14 protein-coding genes are annotated in these 16,040 nt (G+C 61.6%); 3 read left to right on the forward strand and 11 right to left on the reverse strand.

Annotated elements, in window-relative coordinates:
- The first annotated feature begins 462 nt into the window (after positions 1–462).
- Complete coding sequence (gene uvrA, locus ACLKMW_RS13745) at positions 463–3,387, forward strand: excinuclease ABC subunit UvrA (RefSeq protein WP_415725027.1); 2,925 nt, start codon at positions 463–465, stop codon at positions 3,385–3,387.
- 4 nt (positions 3,388–3,391) lie between these two features.
- Complete coding sequence (locus ACLKMW_RS13750; protein ID WP_415725028.1) at positions 3,392–4,204, forward strand: DUF72 domain-containing protein; 813 nt, start codon at positions 3,392–3,394, stop codon at positions 4,202–4,204.
- A 72-nt stretch (positions 4,205–4,276) separates the two neighbouring features.
- Here the strand turns inward: ACLKMW_RS13750 and glnA are convergent, their stop codons facing one another.
- Both glnA and ACLKMW_RS13760 read right to left on the reverse strand, forming a co-directional pair.
- A complete protein-coding gene (glnA, locus tag ACLKMW_RS13755) occupies positions 4,277–5,686 on the reverse strand; it encodes a type I glutamate--ammonia ligase (protein ID WP_415725029.1) in 1,410 nt (469 codons plus the stop codon).
- Between the two features lie 41 nt (positions 5,687–5,727).
- On the reverse strand, positions 5,728–6,066 hold the full coding sequence (locus ACLKMW_RS13760) for a P-II family nitrogen regulator (RefSeq protein ID WP_415725030.1): 339 nt from the start codon (positions 6,064–6,066) through the stop codon (positions 5,728–5,730).
- Positions 6,067–6,384: 318 nt separating this feature from the next.
- Here ACLKMW_RS13760 and ACLKMW_RS13765 point away from each other — a divergent pair, with 318 nt between their 5' ends.
- Positions 6,385–7,911, forward strand: a complete 1,527-nt coding sequence (locus ACLKMW_RS13765) for an NAD(P)H-hydrate dehydratase (protein ID WP_415725031.1) — start codon at positions 6,385–6,387, stop codon at positions 7,909–7,911.
- Here ACLKMW_RS13765 and ACLKMW_RS13770 read toward each other — a convergent pair.
- The 9 genes from ACLKMW_RS13770 to rpsM all read right to left on the reverse strand — a co-directional run bounded on the left by ACLKMW_RS13770 (position 7,908) and on the right by rpsM (position 15,951).
- A complete protein-coding gene (locus ACLKMW_RS13770; RefSeq protein ID WP_415725032.1) occupies positions 7,908–8,699 on the reverse strand; it encodes an ATP12 family chaperone protein in 792 nt (263 codons plus the stop codon). The two genes, ACLKMW_RS13765 and ACLKMW_RS13770, sit on opposite strands and share 4 nt — an antisense overlap.
- Before the next feature lie 118 nt (positions 8,700–8,817).
- Positions 8,818–9,804, reverse strand: coding sequence for an RluA family pseudouridine synthase (locus ACLKMW_RS13775; protein ID WP_415725033.1), 987 nt, complete (start codon positions 9,802–9,804; stop codon positions 8,818–8,820).
- A 34-nt stretch (positions 9,805–9,838) separates the two neighbouring features.
- Positions 9,839–10,216 (reverse strand): fluoride efflux transporter CrcB, encoded by a 378-nt coding sequence (gene crcB, locus ACLKMW_RS13780; protein ID WP_415725034.1) that lies wholly within the window; start codon positions 10,214–10,216, stop codon positions 9,839–9,841.
- A 46-nt stretch (positions 10,217–10,262) separates the two neighbouring features.
- Positions 10,263–11,582, reverse strand: coding sequence for a replication-associated recombination protein A (locus tag ACLKMW_RS13785; protein WP_415725035.1), 1,320 nt, complete (start codon positions 11,580–11,582; stop codon positions 10,263–10,265).
- A 7-nt stretch (positions 11,583–11,589) separates the two neighbouring features.
- Complete coding sequence (locus ACLKMW_RS13790; RefSeq protein ID WP_415725036.1) at positions 11,590–13,113, reverse strand: DegQ family serine endoprotease; 1,524 nt, start codon at positions 13,111–13,113, stop codon at positions 11,590–11,592.
- 242 nt (positions 13,114–13,355) lie between these two features.
- Positions 13,356–13,784 carry a 50S ribosomal protein L17 gene (gene rplQ, locus ACLKMW_RS13795; RefSeq protein WP_415725037.1) on the reverse strand — a complete coding sequence of 143 codons (429 nt, stop codon included), beginning with the start codon at positions 13,782–13,784 and terminating at the stop codon, positions 13,356–13,358.
- A 155-nt stretch (positions 13,785–13,939) separates the two neighbouring features.
- Entirely contained in the window at positions 13,940–14,950 is a 1,011-nt protein-coding gene (locus tag ACLKMW_RS13800; RefSeq protein WP_415725038.1) for a DNA-directed RNA polymerase subunit alpha, read from the reverse strand.
- A 100-nt stretch (positions 14,951–15,050) separates the two neighbouring features.
- On the reverse strand, positions 15,051–15,440 hold the full coding sequence (gene rpsK, locus ACLKMW_RS13805; RefSeq protein WP_415725039.1) for a 30S ribosomal protein S11: 390 nt from the start codon (positions 15,438–15,440) through the stop codon (positions 15,051–15,053).
- 142 nt (positions 15,441–15,582) lie between these two features.
- A complete protein-coding gene (rpsM, locus tag ACLKMW_RS13810; protein ID WP_415725040.1) occupies positions 15,583–15,951 on the reverse strand; it encodes a 30S ribosomal protein S13 in 369 nt (122 codons plus the stop codon).
- Between the last annotated feature and the right edge of the window lie 89 nt (positions 15,952–16,040).

Here is a 16,040-nt window from a genome sequence, read left to right on the forward strand (position 1 = left end):
AGCTACGCCTGCCGCGGCTCCACGCAAAGGCGGAGCCATTTGGAACAGTCCGGTGGACTCATGCCTCAACTCCTGTGCCGATTGATCCAACGTCTTCCGAAGCGTCAATTCGCCTGTCTGCGGCGCCTCGCAGACGGCCCGTCGGCGGCGAAGAGCATTCCAAGGGACGCTCGGCTGCGGATGACCTGAGAATGTTGCGCCCTCTGCCCCGCGAGGTCAACCCGCACACCGGCAGTGCTGCAAAATGTGATCGAAGCATAAGCTTTACCCTGCCGCTTGCAGCAGACTGTCAGGAACGTGTTCGGCCTTTGTTCTTTCTGCTTGCCCTGAAGGCGTAAAAGCGGCAAAACCGGCTGACAGCGAGGATCAGGCGCATCTCGACAGCGCGATTGAAATACCTACATGAGGGTTTGGCCGGTCAACCCGCCAATCCGATATTTAAATTGAGGCGACGGACCCGGCATGGCCGACCAGAAGTATCTTTCCATTCGCGGCGCGCGCGAACACAATTTGAAGAATGTCGATCTCGATCTTCCCCGGGACTCGCTGATCGTCATGACCGGCCTTTCCGGTTCCGGCAAGTCGTCGCTTGCCTTCGACACGATCTATGCCGAGGGCCAGCGGCGCTATGTGGAAAGCCTTTCGGCCTATGCGCGGCAATTTCTGGAGATGATGCAGAAGCCGGACGTCGACCAGATCGACGGACTGTCGCCAGCCATCTCCATCGAACAGAAGACGACCTCGCGCAATCCGCGCTCGACCGTCGGCACGGTGACGGAAATCTACGACTATATGCGCCTGCTTTTCGCGCGCGTCGGTATTCCTTATTCGCCGGCAACCGGCCTGCCGATCGAAAGCCAGACGGTCAGCCAGATGGTGGATCGGGTGCTCGCACTGGACGAAGGCACGCGCCTCTACATCATGGCGCCGGTAGTGCGCGGCCGCAAAGGCGAGTACCGCAAGGAACTCGCCGAATTGCAGAAAAAGGGCTTTCAGCGGGTCAAAATCGACGGCGCTTTCTACGAGATCGCCGAGGCCCCGGCGCTCGACAAGAAATACAAGCACGACATCGACGTGGTGGTCGACCGTATCGTGGTTCGCGGCGACCTTGCAACGCGGCTTGCCGATTCGATCGAGACGGCGCTGAAGCTTGCTGACGGGCTTTGCGTGGCTGAATTCGCCGACAGGCCGTTGCCCGCGGCCGAGACCGCCGAGGAATCCGCCAACAAGTCCAAGAACGAGACGCACGAACGCATTCTGTTCTCGGAGAAATTCGCCTGTCCGGTTTCGGGCTTCACGATCTCCGAGATCGAGCCGCGACTGTTTTCGTTCAACAATCCGTTCGGCGCCTGCCCTGCCTGCGATGGGCTTGGAACGCAGCGGGCCATCGATGCCACTCTGGTCGTTCCGGACGATAATGTTTCGCTGCGGGCCGGCGCCGTGTCGCCCTGGGCGAAATCGACCTCGCCTTATTATTCGCAGACCCTCGAAGCGCTGGGCAAGGTCTATGGCTTCAAGCTCAGCGACAAGTTCAAGGACCTGTTCGACGAAGCCAAGCAAGCGATTCTCTACGGCACCGGCGACCGCCAGATTGCCTTCACCTATGACGACGGCTTGCGCTCCTACAAGACCACCAAGACCTTCGAAGGCGTGATCCCCAATCTCGAGCGGCGTTGGAAGGAAACCGAATCGGCCTGGATGCGCGAGGAGATCGAGCGCTTCATGTCCTCGACCCCCTGCCCTGCCTGCAACGGCTATCGCCTGAAGCCTGAAACGCTGGCGGTGAAGGTCGCCGGCCTACATATCGGCCAGGTGTCGGAAATGTCGATACGCAAGGCCAATGTCTGGTTTGAGGAACTGCCGGCGACACTCAATAATAAGCAGAATGAGATCGCCGTTCGCATCCTGAAGGAAATCCGCGAGCGGCTGCGTTTTCTCAACGATGTCGGCCTCGATTATCTGACGCTGGCGCGGAACTCGGGCACGCTCTCGGGCGGCGAAAGCCAGCGCATCCGGCTTGCCTCTCAGATCGGCTCCGGCCTGACCGGCGTGCTTTATGTGCTCGACGAACCGTCGATCGGGCTTCATCAGCGCGACAATACCCGCCTGCTCGACACGCTGAAGCATCTGCGCGACCTCGGCAACACGGTCATCGTCGTCGAGCATGACGAGGACGCGATCCTAACGGCCGACTATGTAGTCGATATCGGCCCTGCCGCCGGCATCCACGGCGGCAACGTCGTCGCGGAAGGCACGCCAGCCGAAATCATGGCCAATCCGCGCTCGATCACCGGAAAGTATCTGACCGGCGACCTGGAGATTCCGATGCCGTCGGACCGGCGCCAGCCGAAAAAGGCACGCAGCATCAAGGTTGTCGGCGCGCGCGGCAACAATCTGAAGAATGTCACGGCCGAAATACCGCTCGGCACCTTCACCTGCGTCACCGGCGTTTCAGGCGGAGGCAAGTCGACCTTCCTGATCGAGACGCTGTTCAAGGCGGCGTCGCGCCGCATCATGGGTTCGCGCGAACATCCGGCCGAGCACGATCGCATCGAGGGGTTGGAATTCCTCGACAAGGTCATCGACATCGATCAGTCGCCGATCGGCCGCACTCCGCGCTCCAATCCGGCAACATACACTGGCGCCTTCACGCCGATCCGCGACTGGTTTGCCGGCCTGCCCGAGGCCAAGGCGCGTGGTTATCAGCCCGGCCGCTTCTCGTTCAACGTCAAGGGCGGGCGCTGCGAAGCCTGCCAGGGCGACGGCGTCATCAAGATCGAGATGCACTTCCTGCCGGATGTCTATGTCACCTGCGACGTCTGCCACGGCAAGCGCTACAATCGCGAAACCCTCGACGTCACCTTCAAGACCAAATCCATCGCCGACGTGCTGGAGATGACGGTCGAGGAAGGCGTCGAATTCTTCGCCGCGGTGCCTGCGGTGCGCGACAAGCTGGAGACTCTGGCCAAGGTCGGCCTCGGCTATATCCATATCGGCCAGCAGGCCAACACGCTTTCAGGCGGCGAGGCACAGCGCATCAAGCTCGCCAAGGAACTGTCGCGCAAGGCGACCGGCAAGACGCTCTACATTCTCGACGAGCCGACGACCGGCCTGCATTTCCACGACGTGGCCAAGTTGCTCGAAGTGCTGCATGAACTGGTCGAACAGGGCAACACGGTGGTGGTCATCGAGCACAATCTCGAAGTCATCAAGACCGCCGACTGGGTGTTGGATCTGGGCCCGGAGGGTGGTGACGGTGGCGGCGAGCTGGTCGCGGCCGGGCGGCCCGAAGACATAGCCGACGAACCCCGCTCCTACACCGGCCACTTCCTCAAGGAACTGCTGGAAAGGCGGCCGGGACAGAGGAAGGCAGAAGCAGCGGAGTAGTGCCATGGCCGAAATCGGGAAGATCCGCGCCGGTATGGGCGGCTGGACGTTCGAGCCATGGGATACATCCTTCTATCCCGAGAAACTGGCGAAGGCCAGGCAGTTGCAATTCGCTAGCCGGCAGGTGCCGACGATCGAGGTGAACGGCACCTACTACTCCTCATTCAAGCCCAACACCTTCGCCAAATGGGCGAACGAGTCGCCACAAGGCTTCGTCTTCTCGCTCAAGGGCAATCGCTTCGTCACAAACCGCCGCGTGCTGGGCGAAGCGGGCGAGTCGATGATGCGGTTCCTGGAATCGGGCGTCTCGGAACTTGGCGAGAAGCTCGGGCCGATCCTCTGGCAGTTCGCGCCCACCAAGAAATTCGATCCGGAAGATTTCGGCGCCTTTCTTGACCTGCTGCCGCAAAGCCAGGACGGCGTAAGGCTGCGCCACGCGGTCGAGGTGCGCAATCCTTCCTTCGTCGTGCCGGAATTCGTCGCGCTGCTGCGCCAATACAATGTTGCGGTCGTCTATGCCGACCACGCGACCTATCCGGCGATTGCCGACGTGACCGGCGATTTCGTTTATGCCCGGCTGCAAACCGGCCATGACGACAACCCCACCTGCTATACGCCGCAGGCGCTGGACGAATGGGCGGCACGGACGAAAGTCTGGGCGGCAGGCAAGGTGCCGAGCGACCTGCCCCGCGCCGATCCGGCCGCGAGCGCGCCGGTCAAGCCGCGTGACGTCTTCGTCTATTTTATTACAGAAGGTAAGGTCCACGCGCCGCACGGCGCAATGGCGCTCATGGAGCGTGTGGGCCAGGTAAGTTAGTCGCTTCCGGCATCTGCATAAGCAAAAACCCCCGGCTTGTACCGGGGGCTTTCGTTTTATGTTCGTGCGCTATTACACAGAATAGTACATGTCGAATTCGACCGGATGCGGCGTCATGTCGAAGCGCATCACTTCGGCCATCTTCAGTTCGATATAGCTGTCGATCTGATCGTCATCGAACACGCCACCGGCCTTCAGGAAACCGCGATCCTTATCGAGGCTCTGCAAGGCCTCGCGCAGCGAAGCGCAAACAGTCGGAATTCGCTTCAGCTCCTTCGGCGGCAGATCGTAGAGATCCTTGTCCATCGGCTGGCCGGGGTGGATTCGGTTCTTGATACCGTCGAGGCCGGCCATCAGCAGCGCGGCGAAGGCGAGATACGGATTGGCGCCCGGATCGGGAAAGCGGATTTCGACGCGCTTCGACTTCGGCGACGAGCCGAAGGGGATACGGCAGGAGGCAGAGCGGTTGCGGGCCGAATAGGCGAGCAGAACCGGCGCCTCGTAGCCCGGCACCAGACGCTTGTAGGAGTTGGTCAGCGGATTGGTGAAGGCATTGACCGCCTTGGCGTGCTTGATGATGCCGCCGATGAAATAAAGGCAGCTTTCCGAAAGGCCGGCATATTCATTGCCCGCGAAGGTCGGCTTGCCGCCCTTCCAGATCGACATATGCACATGCATGCCCGAACCATTATCGCCGAACAGCGGCTTCGGCATGAAGGTGGCCGTCTTGCCGTAGGCATTGGCGACCTGGTGGACGACATATTTGTAGAGCAGCATCTTGTCGGCATTGCGCACCAGCGCGTCGAACTTCACGCCGAGCTCGTGCTGGGCAGGCGCCACCTCATGGTGATGCTTTTCCACGCGCACGCCCATTTCGGTGAGCACGGTCAGCATTTCCGAACGCATGTCCTGGCAGGAATCGATCGGCGGCACCGGGAAATAACCACCCTTGACGCGCGGACGGTGGCCGAGATTGCCGGTCTCATAGTCGGTGTCGTCGTTGGAAGGCAGTTCGTTCGAATCGAGCTTGAAGCCGGTGTTGTAAGGATCGGCCCTGAACTTGACGTCGTCGAAGATGAAGAACTCCGCTTCCGGGCCAACGAAAATGGTGTCGCCGATGCCTTCAGCCTTCATATAGGCCTCGGCCTTGCGGGCGATGCCGCGCGGATCGCGATTGTAGGGTTCGCCGGAGACCGGATCGAGAATATCGCACAGGATGACCATGGTCGACTGCGCGAAGAACGGGTCCATGTGAACCGTTTCGGTGTCGGGCATCAGCACCATGTCGGATTCGTTGATAGCCTTCCAGCCGGCGATGGACGAACCGTCGAACATGACGCCGTCGGAGAACATGTCCTCATCGACCTCGGCAACGTCCATGGTGACATGCTGCAGCTTGCCGCGGGGATCGGTGAAGCGCAGATCGACGAATTTCACGTCGTTGTCCTTGATCTGCTTGAGGATGTCATTGGCTGTCGTCATGTCATGCTTCCTGTGTGATGACGTTGATTGAAATTTCTCGATCAGATCGCGTCGATGCCGGTTTCGCCGGTGCGGATGCGCACCACTTCCTCGACATTGGAGACGAAGATCTTGCCGTCGCCGATGCGGCCGGTCTGGGCTGCCTTGCGGATCGCTTCGATGGCGGCATCGACGGAATCGTCGCCGAGCACCAGTTCGATCTTCACCTTCGGAAGGAAGTCGACGACATATTCGGCGCCGCGATAAAGCTCGGTGTGGCCCTTCTGCCGTCCGAAGCCCTTTGCCTCGGTAACTGTGATGCCTTGCAATCCGGCCTCCTGGAGGGCCTCCTTCACTTCGTCGAGCTTGAAGGGCTTGATGATCGCTTCGATTTTTTTCATTTGAATCCGCCTCCGGCTGAACATGCGGGCGACACCCGCCTGCAAGCCATAAAGCACGAAGCGTGCCAATTGCGGTGAGTGCAAGAAAGTTACAAGCTGCCCAGTTTCCGCGCAAAAATCCGCGACTAGAAGGCGATTTCAACGGATATCGTACAATTCCTTTATCCGAAACGGCGGCTCACCTGCGTGCTCAGGCGCGAAAATGTGCATGCCGCACAATTTTTAGGCAGCCGCGCGCGTTGACTGCGGAAGGCTTCGAAATTCAATCATCCCCGATCATGTGCTATGCATCGGGCGATTTGTCGAAGAGTGTCTTGCATGCGCCACGACGTGCTAACCCCCCAGGAAATGGCCGAGGCCGATCGCCTGACCATCGCAGCCGGACCGCTCGACGGAACGGCGTTGATGCGCAATGCCGCAGCCGCCGTGGCCTCCCTCGTGTTGAAGCATTTCGCGCATACGGCTCGCGTCCACGTCTTGTGCGGACCGGGTAACAATGGCGGCGATGGCTATGTGATCGCGCGAATTCTCGCCGAAACAGGGTTCTTCGTCTCGCTGTGGCAGGAGGGCAGGCCGAAAGCCGGCAGCGACGCAGCCACGGCCGCCGCCGACTGCCCTATCCACGCACAACCGCTCGCCTCCTTCAACCCCGAAAGCGGTTCGCTGGTCATCGATGCGCTATATGGCGCCGCGCTGTCGAAACCGCTTTCTCGCGATGCCGCCAATGCGGCCGAAAAGGCGGCTGCATTGAACCTCGCCGTCATATCGGTCGATCTGCCCTCCGGCGTTTCAGGAGAAACCGGCCTGGTGCTTGGCCAGTCGTTCCGGGCGGCCATAACAGTCACCTTCGCCCGAAAGAAACCCGCACACCTCCTCCTGCCCGGCCGCGATCTTTGCGGCCAGGTAGTCGTCGCCGACATCGGCATCCCGGATTCAGCCATCGCCGAAACGGGTGCGCGATGCGTGGAAAACACGCCCGATGCGTGGCTTGGCGCTTTTCCCTTTCCGGCAATCGATGCCCATAAGTATCGCCGCGGCCATGTCGGCGTCTTTTCCGGAGAAGCGTCAGCAACGGGCGCCGCGCGCCTTGCGGCGATTGCCGCAGCGCGGATCGGGGCCGGCGCGGTGACGGTGCTATCGCCGTCAGATGCGATTGCAGCCAATGCCGCGCATCTGACCTCCGTCATGCTCAGGAAATGCGACACGCTCGCCGATGCGCTCGCCTTCTTCGAAGCGCGCCATCCTCGCGCGCTTGTCTACGGGCCGGGTCTCCGGCCAGAAGCTGCGACCGCGGAGTTTCTCGCCGAAATGCTTGGAGCGGAAGACCTGCCAAAAGCCCTTGTTTTGGATGCCAGCGGCATCACCTCGCTGGTGCATCGATCGCAGGCATTGTTCCCGCTCCTGCAAAGACCGGGCGCACCGGAAGTGATCCTGACGCCGCATGAAGGCGAGTTTCGCGGCTTCTTTCCCGATATCGCCAAAGGCCGTGACACGTCCAAGCTTGCAAAGGCTCGGGCGGCGGCCGCGCGGTCCGGAGCGGTCATCGTCTACAAGGGCGCGGATACGGTCGTTGCCGCTCCAGGCGGCCAGGCTGCCATCAATGCAAACGGAACGCCCTGGCTGGCGACAGCCGGGTCGGGCGACGTGCTTTCAGGCCTGTGCGCGGGGCTGGCTGCCCAGGGCATGCCGGTCTTCGAGGCTGCGTGCGCGGCGGTATGGATTCACGCAGAAGCGGCGCAACGGTTCGGGCCGGGACTGATCGCCGAAGACCTGCCCTCGGCGGTGTTGCCTGTCGTTCGCGACATTTTCGCCCCCAGCAAGCTCACCGGGACCGAAGCGCTCTAATCGCGCAACGCCGCAAGCAGGCGAACAGCGGCCATCATGTCGCGCTTCCGATGAGCCTGCCTGGCAAGTGCTTCCGAATCCTGCCCCCACTGCTCCGCCTGCCAATTTTCGTCGACATGCGCCGCCGCCCAGGCCGTCTCGGCATCCAGTTCGTCGCTTTCGACAGCCAGCGCCAGAAGCGCCGATCCGGTCAGCGAGGTCATCAGGTGAAGCGCCGCGAGCTTCAGCGGGTCCGCCCGCTGGCTGAGGTGAATGCCGATAGCGCCGATGGCCTCGCGCGGCTGCTCGACGTGAATGACGCCTTCGGCCAGCAGGAAACGCGCGCCGAGCGATGCGCGCGCCCAATCAAGCACGCCATCCCAGGCCTCCGACTGTCGCCGCACCAGCGCCTCCGGTGCATCGGCGCGATAGCAAAGAAGGTCGGAAGAGGCGAAACGCAGAATGTCCTCGATCACTGCCTGCATGTCCGTCGCCACGCCGTCAATCGCCGTATTGACCAGCCGCATCACCGGCATGCTGGCTGGGTCGATATGCTGTTCCTGCGCGGAAAATTCCTTTGCCACCAGTTCGGCGGCAGCTCCGGTAGGCAGCAACAGCAGCGCCCTCGCCGGCGTGCGGACGGGCTTGCCGTCAAGATGGACCGCAAAGCCTTCCACTTCGGGAGCAACCGAAACGTCCTTGTAGAAGCGCTTCGGCAGCGGCTTCTTCAGGCTGCTTTGAGCGCGGCGGATCGGATCCGGTTGCGAATACGCATCGCCGGTCTCGAGATTATTCAGAAGGTCACGCATAGTTTCCTCGCGCCAGCGGTTGGGACTCCGCCACTGTTGACGTCCATGACATATATAGTGCGCCGAATGCCGGCGTCAGAAAGGCAACGCCCAACTAACGACACATCGACGGCGACGCTCATTCCTCCTCGTCGCCGCTGGCCTCGTCGAAGCCGAGCAGATTCCAGCTTTGGCGCATATGCCCGGGCATCGGTGCGGTCACATCGATGACACCTTCGGAAGGATGAGGGATGCGGATGCGGCGCGCATGGAGATGCAGCCGGTTCTGGATGCCACCGGGAAAATCCCAGTTGGTGTCGGCCTCGAAATATTTGGGATCGCCGATGATCGGACAGCCGATATGGGCCGCGTGGACGCGCAACTGGTGCGTGCGGCCGGTATGCGGCTCCATTTCAAGCCATGCCATGGATTGCGCAGCCTGCTCCACAACACGGTAGTAGGAGACCGCATGATCGGCGCCCGGCTCGCCATGCCTGGCCACGCGCATCCGGTCGCCATCCGGCGTCGCTTCCTTGACGAGCCAGGTTGAAATCTTGTCCTCGCGCTTTTTCGGCACGCCCTTGACCAAGGCCCAATAGGTCTTCTTGGCGTCGCGTCCGCGAAATGCCTCGGCCAGCTTCATCGCGGCAAGGCGGGTGCGCGCCACGACCAGCACGCCGGAGGTGTCGCGGTCCAGGCGGTGGACAAGGCGCGGCTTCTCGCCCTTGGCGTTGCGCCAAGCCTCGAGCATATCGTCGACATGGCGCGTCACCCCGGACCCGCCTTGTACCGCAAGCCCCGCCGGCTTGTTGAATACGAACACCTTCGGGTCCTCATAAAGCAGCATCTGCGACAGCACGTCGGCATCGCCCTGATTGCGGATGCTGCGCGCGGTAAGTGTTCCGGCGCCCTGCCTGTCCACTCCCAGAGGCGGCACCCGGACCGTCTGCCCAGCCTCGACACGCGTATCGGCCTTCGCGCGCCCGCCATCGACCCGGACTTGGCCGGAGCGCAGCAGTTTCTGGAGATGTCCAAAACCAAGCCCGGGAAAATGCGTCTTGAACCAGCGGTCGAGCCGCATGCCAGCTTCGTCCGCCTCGACCTTGATCTGCTCTACGCCTGCCATTTTCACCCGTCCGATCCAACAGGGCGCAATACCATCAGCCAAAGCTTCTTGCGACCCACAATCCCAGAAACAGAGCCAAAATGGCGCCGACAACGCTGGCAATCAGATAGACCAGTGCCCACAGCGGCGCATCCTTTTCCCATAGCACCGCGAAATCCAGCGAAAATGCCGAAAAGGTGGTGAAGCCGCCCAGAACCCCCGTCGCCACGAATAGCCGCAATTCGCTCGAGCTGCCGAGCCGCCGCACGAGAATTTCGATGAACACTCCCATCGCGAAGGAGCCAACGATGTTGATGATCAGCGTGCCCAGCGGCAGCGTCGACGGGATCAGGCGCAATGCAGCGAAATTGACCAGATGGCGCATCGAAGCACCGACCGCCCCACCGGTCGCGACAAGAAAAAGGTGATACATAGCGGCTATGTAGCCGATCCGCCGTGCCCGCGAAAGCAGCGGAGGCTCACGAGCCGCCGCCCTTTTGCCGTTCGCTTCTGAGCTTCGACCAGTAGTCCAGCCGCTTCCTGATTTCGCGCTCGAAGCCACGTTCGGGCGGGTCGTAGAAGACCTGTCGGCCCATCTTCTCGGGAAAATAATCCTGTCCGGAAAAAGCTTCGGGCATATCGTGGTCGTATTGATAGCCTTTGCCGTAGTCCTCGTCCTTCATCAGCTTTGTCGGCGCATTGAGAATGTGCCGCGGCGGCAACAGCGAGCCGTGCTCCTTTGCGGCGCGCATGGCGCTCTTGAAGGCGGTATACACGGCGTTCGATTTCGGCGCTGTGGCGAGATAGACGGTGGCCTCGGCGAAGGCGAGTTCACCCTCGGGCGAGCCAAGATAGTCGTAGGCGTCCTTGGCAGCGTTAGCGACGACCAGCGCCTGCGGATCGGCCAGTCCGATATCTTCCACCGCCATGCGCACCAGCCGGCGGCCAAGATAGAGCGGGTCTTCGCCCGCATCGAACATGCGCGCGAGATAATAGAGCGCCGCATCGGGGTCCGAGCCGCGCACCGATTTATGCAGAGCCGAAATCAGGTTGTAATGGCCGTCCTGACCCTTGTCGTAGATCGGCGCCCGGCGCTGAACGACGCGCTGCAGCCCCTCGGCGTCGAAGACCTCTCCCGGCTTGGCCGCGCGCCAGACCTCCTCGGCGAGCGTCAATGCGGCGCGACCGTCGCCATCGGCCATGCGAAGCAGAAGTTCGCGCGCCTCCTCTTCGACGGGCAGTTTCCTGCCTTCGCTTTCTTCGGCGCGCTGCAGCAACCGCGCAATGCTCTCCTCATCCAGCGACCTGAAAACCAGCACGCGAGCGCGCGACAGAAGTGCCGCGTTGAGCTCGAACGAAGGGTTTTCGGTCGTGGCGCCGACGAGGATAACCGTCCCGTCTTCCATCACCGGCAGAAAGGAATCCTGCTGGGCGCGATTAAAGCGATGAATCTCGTCGACGAACAGCAGCGTCTGGCGGCCGTTCGAACGGCGCATCCGTGCCATCTCGAACACCTTCTTGAGATCGGCAACGCCCGAGAAGATTGCGGAAATCTGCTCGAAGGCGAGGCCGGTTTCGCCGGCAAGCAGCCGCGCTACCGTCGTCTTTCCGGTGCCTGGCGGCCCCCAGAAGATCATGGAGCCAAGCGAGCCGGAACGGATCATTCGCGTCAGCGCGCCGTCATCGCCGGTCAGTTGCTGGCCAACGACCTGATCCAGGCTTGCCGGGCGCAGCCTGTCGGCAAGCGGCCGTCCGGCGGGCGCTTTGTCGGGTTGATCGGCGTTGAACAGGTCAGCCATGTCGGGTTCAGTATCGCAGCATTTGACGCATCAACTGTCCATTCCGCTCGACGGTGAACCGCCACCAACGCGTATCGCGAGCAGCCGCCTCGCTCAGTTGCTCGGGCGTCTCGATCGGCTCTCCATTTACTTCGCGCACAATGTCGCGCGGCTGGAGGCCGAGGCTGGCGGCAGGCGAATTGCGCTCGACACTTACAACCGCCACACCGCTCGTATCGGTTCCAAGACCAAGCCTCTGCGCCAATCGAGGCGACAGCGAGGCCACCTTGGTTCCGGCGAAGGGACTGTTCCCGCCAATCGTCACCTCGGCCGTCGACGCGCCTTCCGGCGGCCGCACCGGGGTGACCGAGATCGTCTTCTCTTCGCCTTGGCTAAGCACCGCAAGCGTCGCGGCGGTACCGACCGAAAGCGTGGCCAGCCTGTAGCCAAGCGCGTCGACATGCTCGATGCGAACGCCGTTCAGCGACAGCACGACATCGCCGGGCTTCAGACCTGCCTTGGCCGAGGGACCGTCCTGCGCAACAGCCGCCACCAGCGCGCCGAGCGGGCTCGACATGCCGAGCGCTTCTGCTATCTGCGCGGTTACGGGCTCGAAGGAAGCGCCGATAAACGGACGCTCGAAATAGTCCCTGCCCTGCTTGGCGGCTTCCGCCACAGCCCGCACCATGTTGGAGGGAATGGCAAAACCGATGCCGATCGAGCCGCCGCTCCGGCTGTAGATCGCCGTATTGATGCCGACGAGCTGGCCGGTCATGTTGATCAGGGCGCCGCCGGAATTGCCCGGATTGATCGCCGCATCGGTCTGGATGAAAAAGCCGAAATCCGAAACGCCGATATGCGAGCGCGCCAACGCGGAGACGATGCCGCTGGTCGTGGTTTGCCCGACGCCGAACGGGTTGCCGATCGCAAGCACCAGATCGCCTACTTCGAGCGCATCGGAATCCCCGACCGGAACGACGGGAAACGGCTTGTCGCCGTCTATCTTCAGCACGGCGAGGTCAAGCGTCTCATCCTTGAGCAACACCTTGCTCGTGAACTCGCGGCCGTCCGAAGTCGCCACCTTCACCTCGTCGGCATCGCGAATGACGTGATAATTTGTCACCACGATACCGCTCGGATCGACAAGCACACCGGAGCCGAGCGACGATTGCATGCGTTGCGGCGCCTGGCCGAAAAAGCGCTCAAAGAACGGATCGCCGGCAAATGGCGAACGCGCCCGGACCTGCTGGGAGGCATAGACATTGACCACGGCAGGCGCGGTTTCCTTCACCAGAGGCGCAAAGGATAGCTGTATCTCGGCCCGGCCGAACGGTAGGCGACGACCTTGGGGCGCTGGTGGGGGCAAAGGCTTGTCGCTGCCGCGAAGAAGTTCGTTCAGCACTTCCTTGAGACCGGGATCCTCCTTGACGGCGGGCGCCTTCTCAGGTGCCGTTTTTACGGTGGGCGCGGCAGTTTCCTGAGCAATAGAGGGTCCCGCCGCCACGGCAAACCAGATGGCGAACAACAAATAGGTCAATCGTTTCGCAGCCATGCGAATCCTCCAAGCCAAGCGCGCGCCATTGTCATGACGATTGTGCAAAATGAAAGGCTCGGCCGGTCATTCGACGAGCATATTTGCGCGAGCCGACATGTTCATGCCCTCTTGCGCTCCGCAGCCATGGAAATCAGTCCCGCCACACCTATGGCAAGTCACTTGGCGATCAATCTTCCAAGGCTCAAAAGCAAAAAGGGGCCGCGAGGCCCCTTCCCGAACTTTCGGCGCTGCCGAAATGATTATGCCGCTTCGGCTTCCGACTTTTCTTCGGCTTCCGCGCGAGCCCGGTCAGCCGCACCCTTCGCCGAGGTGTCGCGGTCGACAAACTCGATCACGGCCATGGCCGCGTTGTCGCCATGACGGAAACCCGCCTTCATGATGCGCAGATAGCCGCCGTTGCGGGTGGCATAACGCGGCGCAATCGTGTCGAACAGGCGCTTGACGACGGCTTCGTTGCCGATCTGCGCAATGACCTGCCGGCGTGCGTGCAGATCGCCGCGCTTGCCCAGCGTGACGAGCTTCTCGACGATCGGACGAAGGTCCTTCGCCTTGGGAAGCGTGGTCGTGATCTGCTCATGCTCGATCAGCGACACTGCCAGATTGGCAAACATCGCCTTGCGGTGGCTTGAGCTGCGGCCCAGCCGGCGGCCGGCAAATCCATGGCGCATGGCTCTTCTCCTTGGTTAGTGGGCGACGCGCCCGGTGTTTCAATTCGTGAATGGTGAATAGTGAATGGTGAATGGAATATCAGAAGAGTTTCTTTTCTCGTTCCTGCGGCGCCGCCGGCGACCATTCACCATTTTGCCATTCACCATTCACCGATTTAGTATTGGTCTTCGTAACGCTTGGCCAGATCGTCGATGTTCTCCGGCGGCCAGTCGGCCACCTCCATGCCGAGATGGAGTCCCATCGCGGCGAGAACTTCCTTGATCTCGTTCAGCGACTTGCGTCCGAAATTCGGCGTGCGCAGCATTTCGGCTTCGGTCTTCTGGATCAGGTCGCCGATATAAACGATGTTGTCGTTCTTCAGGCAGTTTGCCGAACGCACCGAAAGCTCGAGTTCGTCGACTTTCTTCAGCAGCGCCGGATTGAACGCCAATTCCGTCACCTGCTCGGCGGCGACTTCCTTCTGCGGCTCGTCGAAATTGACGAACAGGCCAAGCTGGTCCTGCAGGATGCGGGCTGCAAATGCCACGGCGTCCTCGCCGGAAACCGAGCCGTTGGTCTCGATCGTCATTGTCAGCTTGTCATAGTCGAGAACCTGGCCCTCGCGGGTGTTCTCGATCTTGTAGGAGACCTTCTTGACCGGCGAATAAAGGCTGTCGACCGGAATGAGGCCGATTGGCGCGTCTTCCGCACGGTTGCGGTCGGCCGGCACATAGCCCTTGCCCGTGTCGACGGTGAATTCCATGCGGATTTCAGCGCCCTCGTCCAGCGTGCAGATGACGTGGTCAGGATTGAGAATCTCGACATCACCCACCGTCTGGATGTCGCCTGCGAGCACGGCACCTGGACCCTGCTTGCGCACGACCATGCGCTTGGGGCCATCGCCTTCCATGCGGATGGCGATTTCCTTGATGTTGAGCACGATGTCGGTCACGTCCTCGCGAACGCCGGCGATCGACGAGAACTCATGCAGAACGCCGTCGATCTGCACCGCGGTGACGGCAGCACCCCGCAGCGACGACAGCAGCACGCGACGGAGCGCGTTGCCGAGCGTCAGGCCGAAGCCGCGCTCCAGCGGCTCGGCGACCAGAGTGGTCAGCGTCTTCTTCTTCGACGAGAACTCGATCTTGTTGGGCTTGATCAGTTCCTGCCAATTTTTCTGGATCATTTTGTCGTCCTTCCGTTTCCCTGCCACCATCCAATCGTGGCAGGCGATCTGGAAAAACCGAGCGAGCGCCTTCGCTCCCGCCCGGCGGTTAAGTCAGGGCTTAGACGCGGCGCTTCTTGCGCGGGCGGCAGCCATTGTGCGGGATCGGCGTGACGTCGCGGATCGAGGTGATCGTGAAGCCGCCGGCCTGCAGGGCACGCAATGCCGATTCACGACCGGAGCCGGGGCCGCAAACCTCGACCTCGAGAGTGCGCATGCCGTGTTCCTGCGCCTTCTTGGCAACATCCTCGGCAGCCATCTGCGCGGCAAACGGTGTCGACTTGCGCGAGCCCTTGAACCCTTGAGCACCGGCCGACGACCAGGCAATCGCATTGCCCTGCGCGTCGGTGATGGTGATCATCGTGTTGTTAAAAGTCGAATTGACGTGGGCGACGCCCGTCGAAATGTTCTTGCGTTCGCGGCGGCGAATACGCGTGGCTTCCTTGGCCATGTTTATCCTTTCCTGATCTCTGCACCGCCGTAATTCCAGCGGCTCCACCTACAGTGAATGGTGAATGGAAAAATGGTGAATGGCGGAACAGCGAACTCGTCGCGAACTACCATTCACTATTCACCATTGACCATTCGCCGAATTACTTCTTCTTCCCGGCAATCGCCTTGGCGGGACCCTTGCGGGTGCGCGCATTGGTGTGCGTGCGCTGACCGCGAACCGGAAGCGAACGACGGTGACGCAGGCCGCGATAGCAGCCAAGGTCCATCAGACGCTTGATGTTCATCGAAACTTCGCGGCGCAGGTCACCCTCGACCTGATAGTCGCGGTCGATCGTCTCGCGGATCGCCAGCACTTCCGCGTCCGTAAGCTGGTTGACGCGACGCTCCGACGGGATGCCGACCTTGTCGACGATCTCCTGGGCGAACTGCTTGCCGATACCGTGAATGTACTGCAGCGCGATAACCACGCGCTTGTTCGTCGGAATATTGACGCCGGCTATACGAGCCATTTTCTTCTCCATGTGGGCCGGGCGAGCCGGCGTGTGAGTTGACCCGCGTCCGGTGGAGGCCGGCCCTTGCGGGTGTTCCTGGTTCAAAG

Origin of the sequence: Borborobacter xinjiangensis (genome assembly GCF_047739745.1) — a bacterium.
Classification (GTDB): domain Bacteria; phylum Pseudomonadota; class Alphaproteobacteria; order Rhizobiales; family Rhizobiaceae; genus Pseudaminobacter.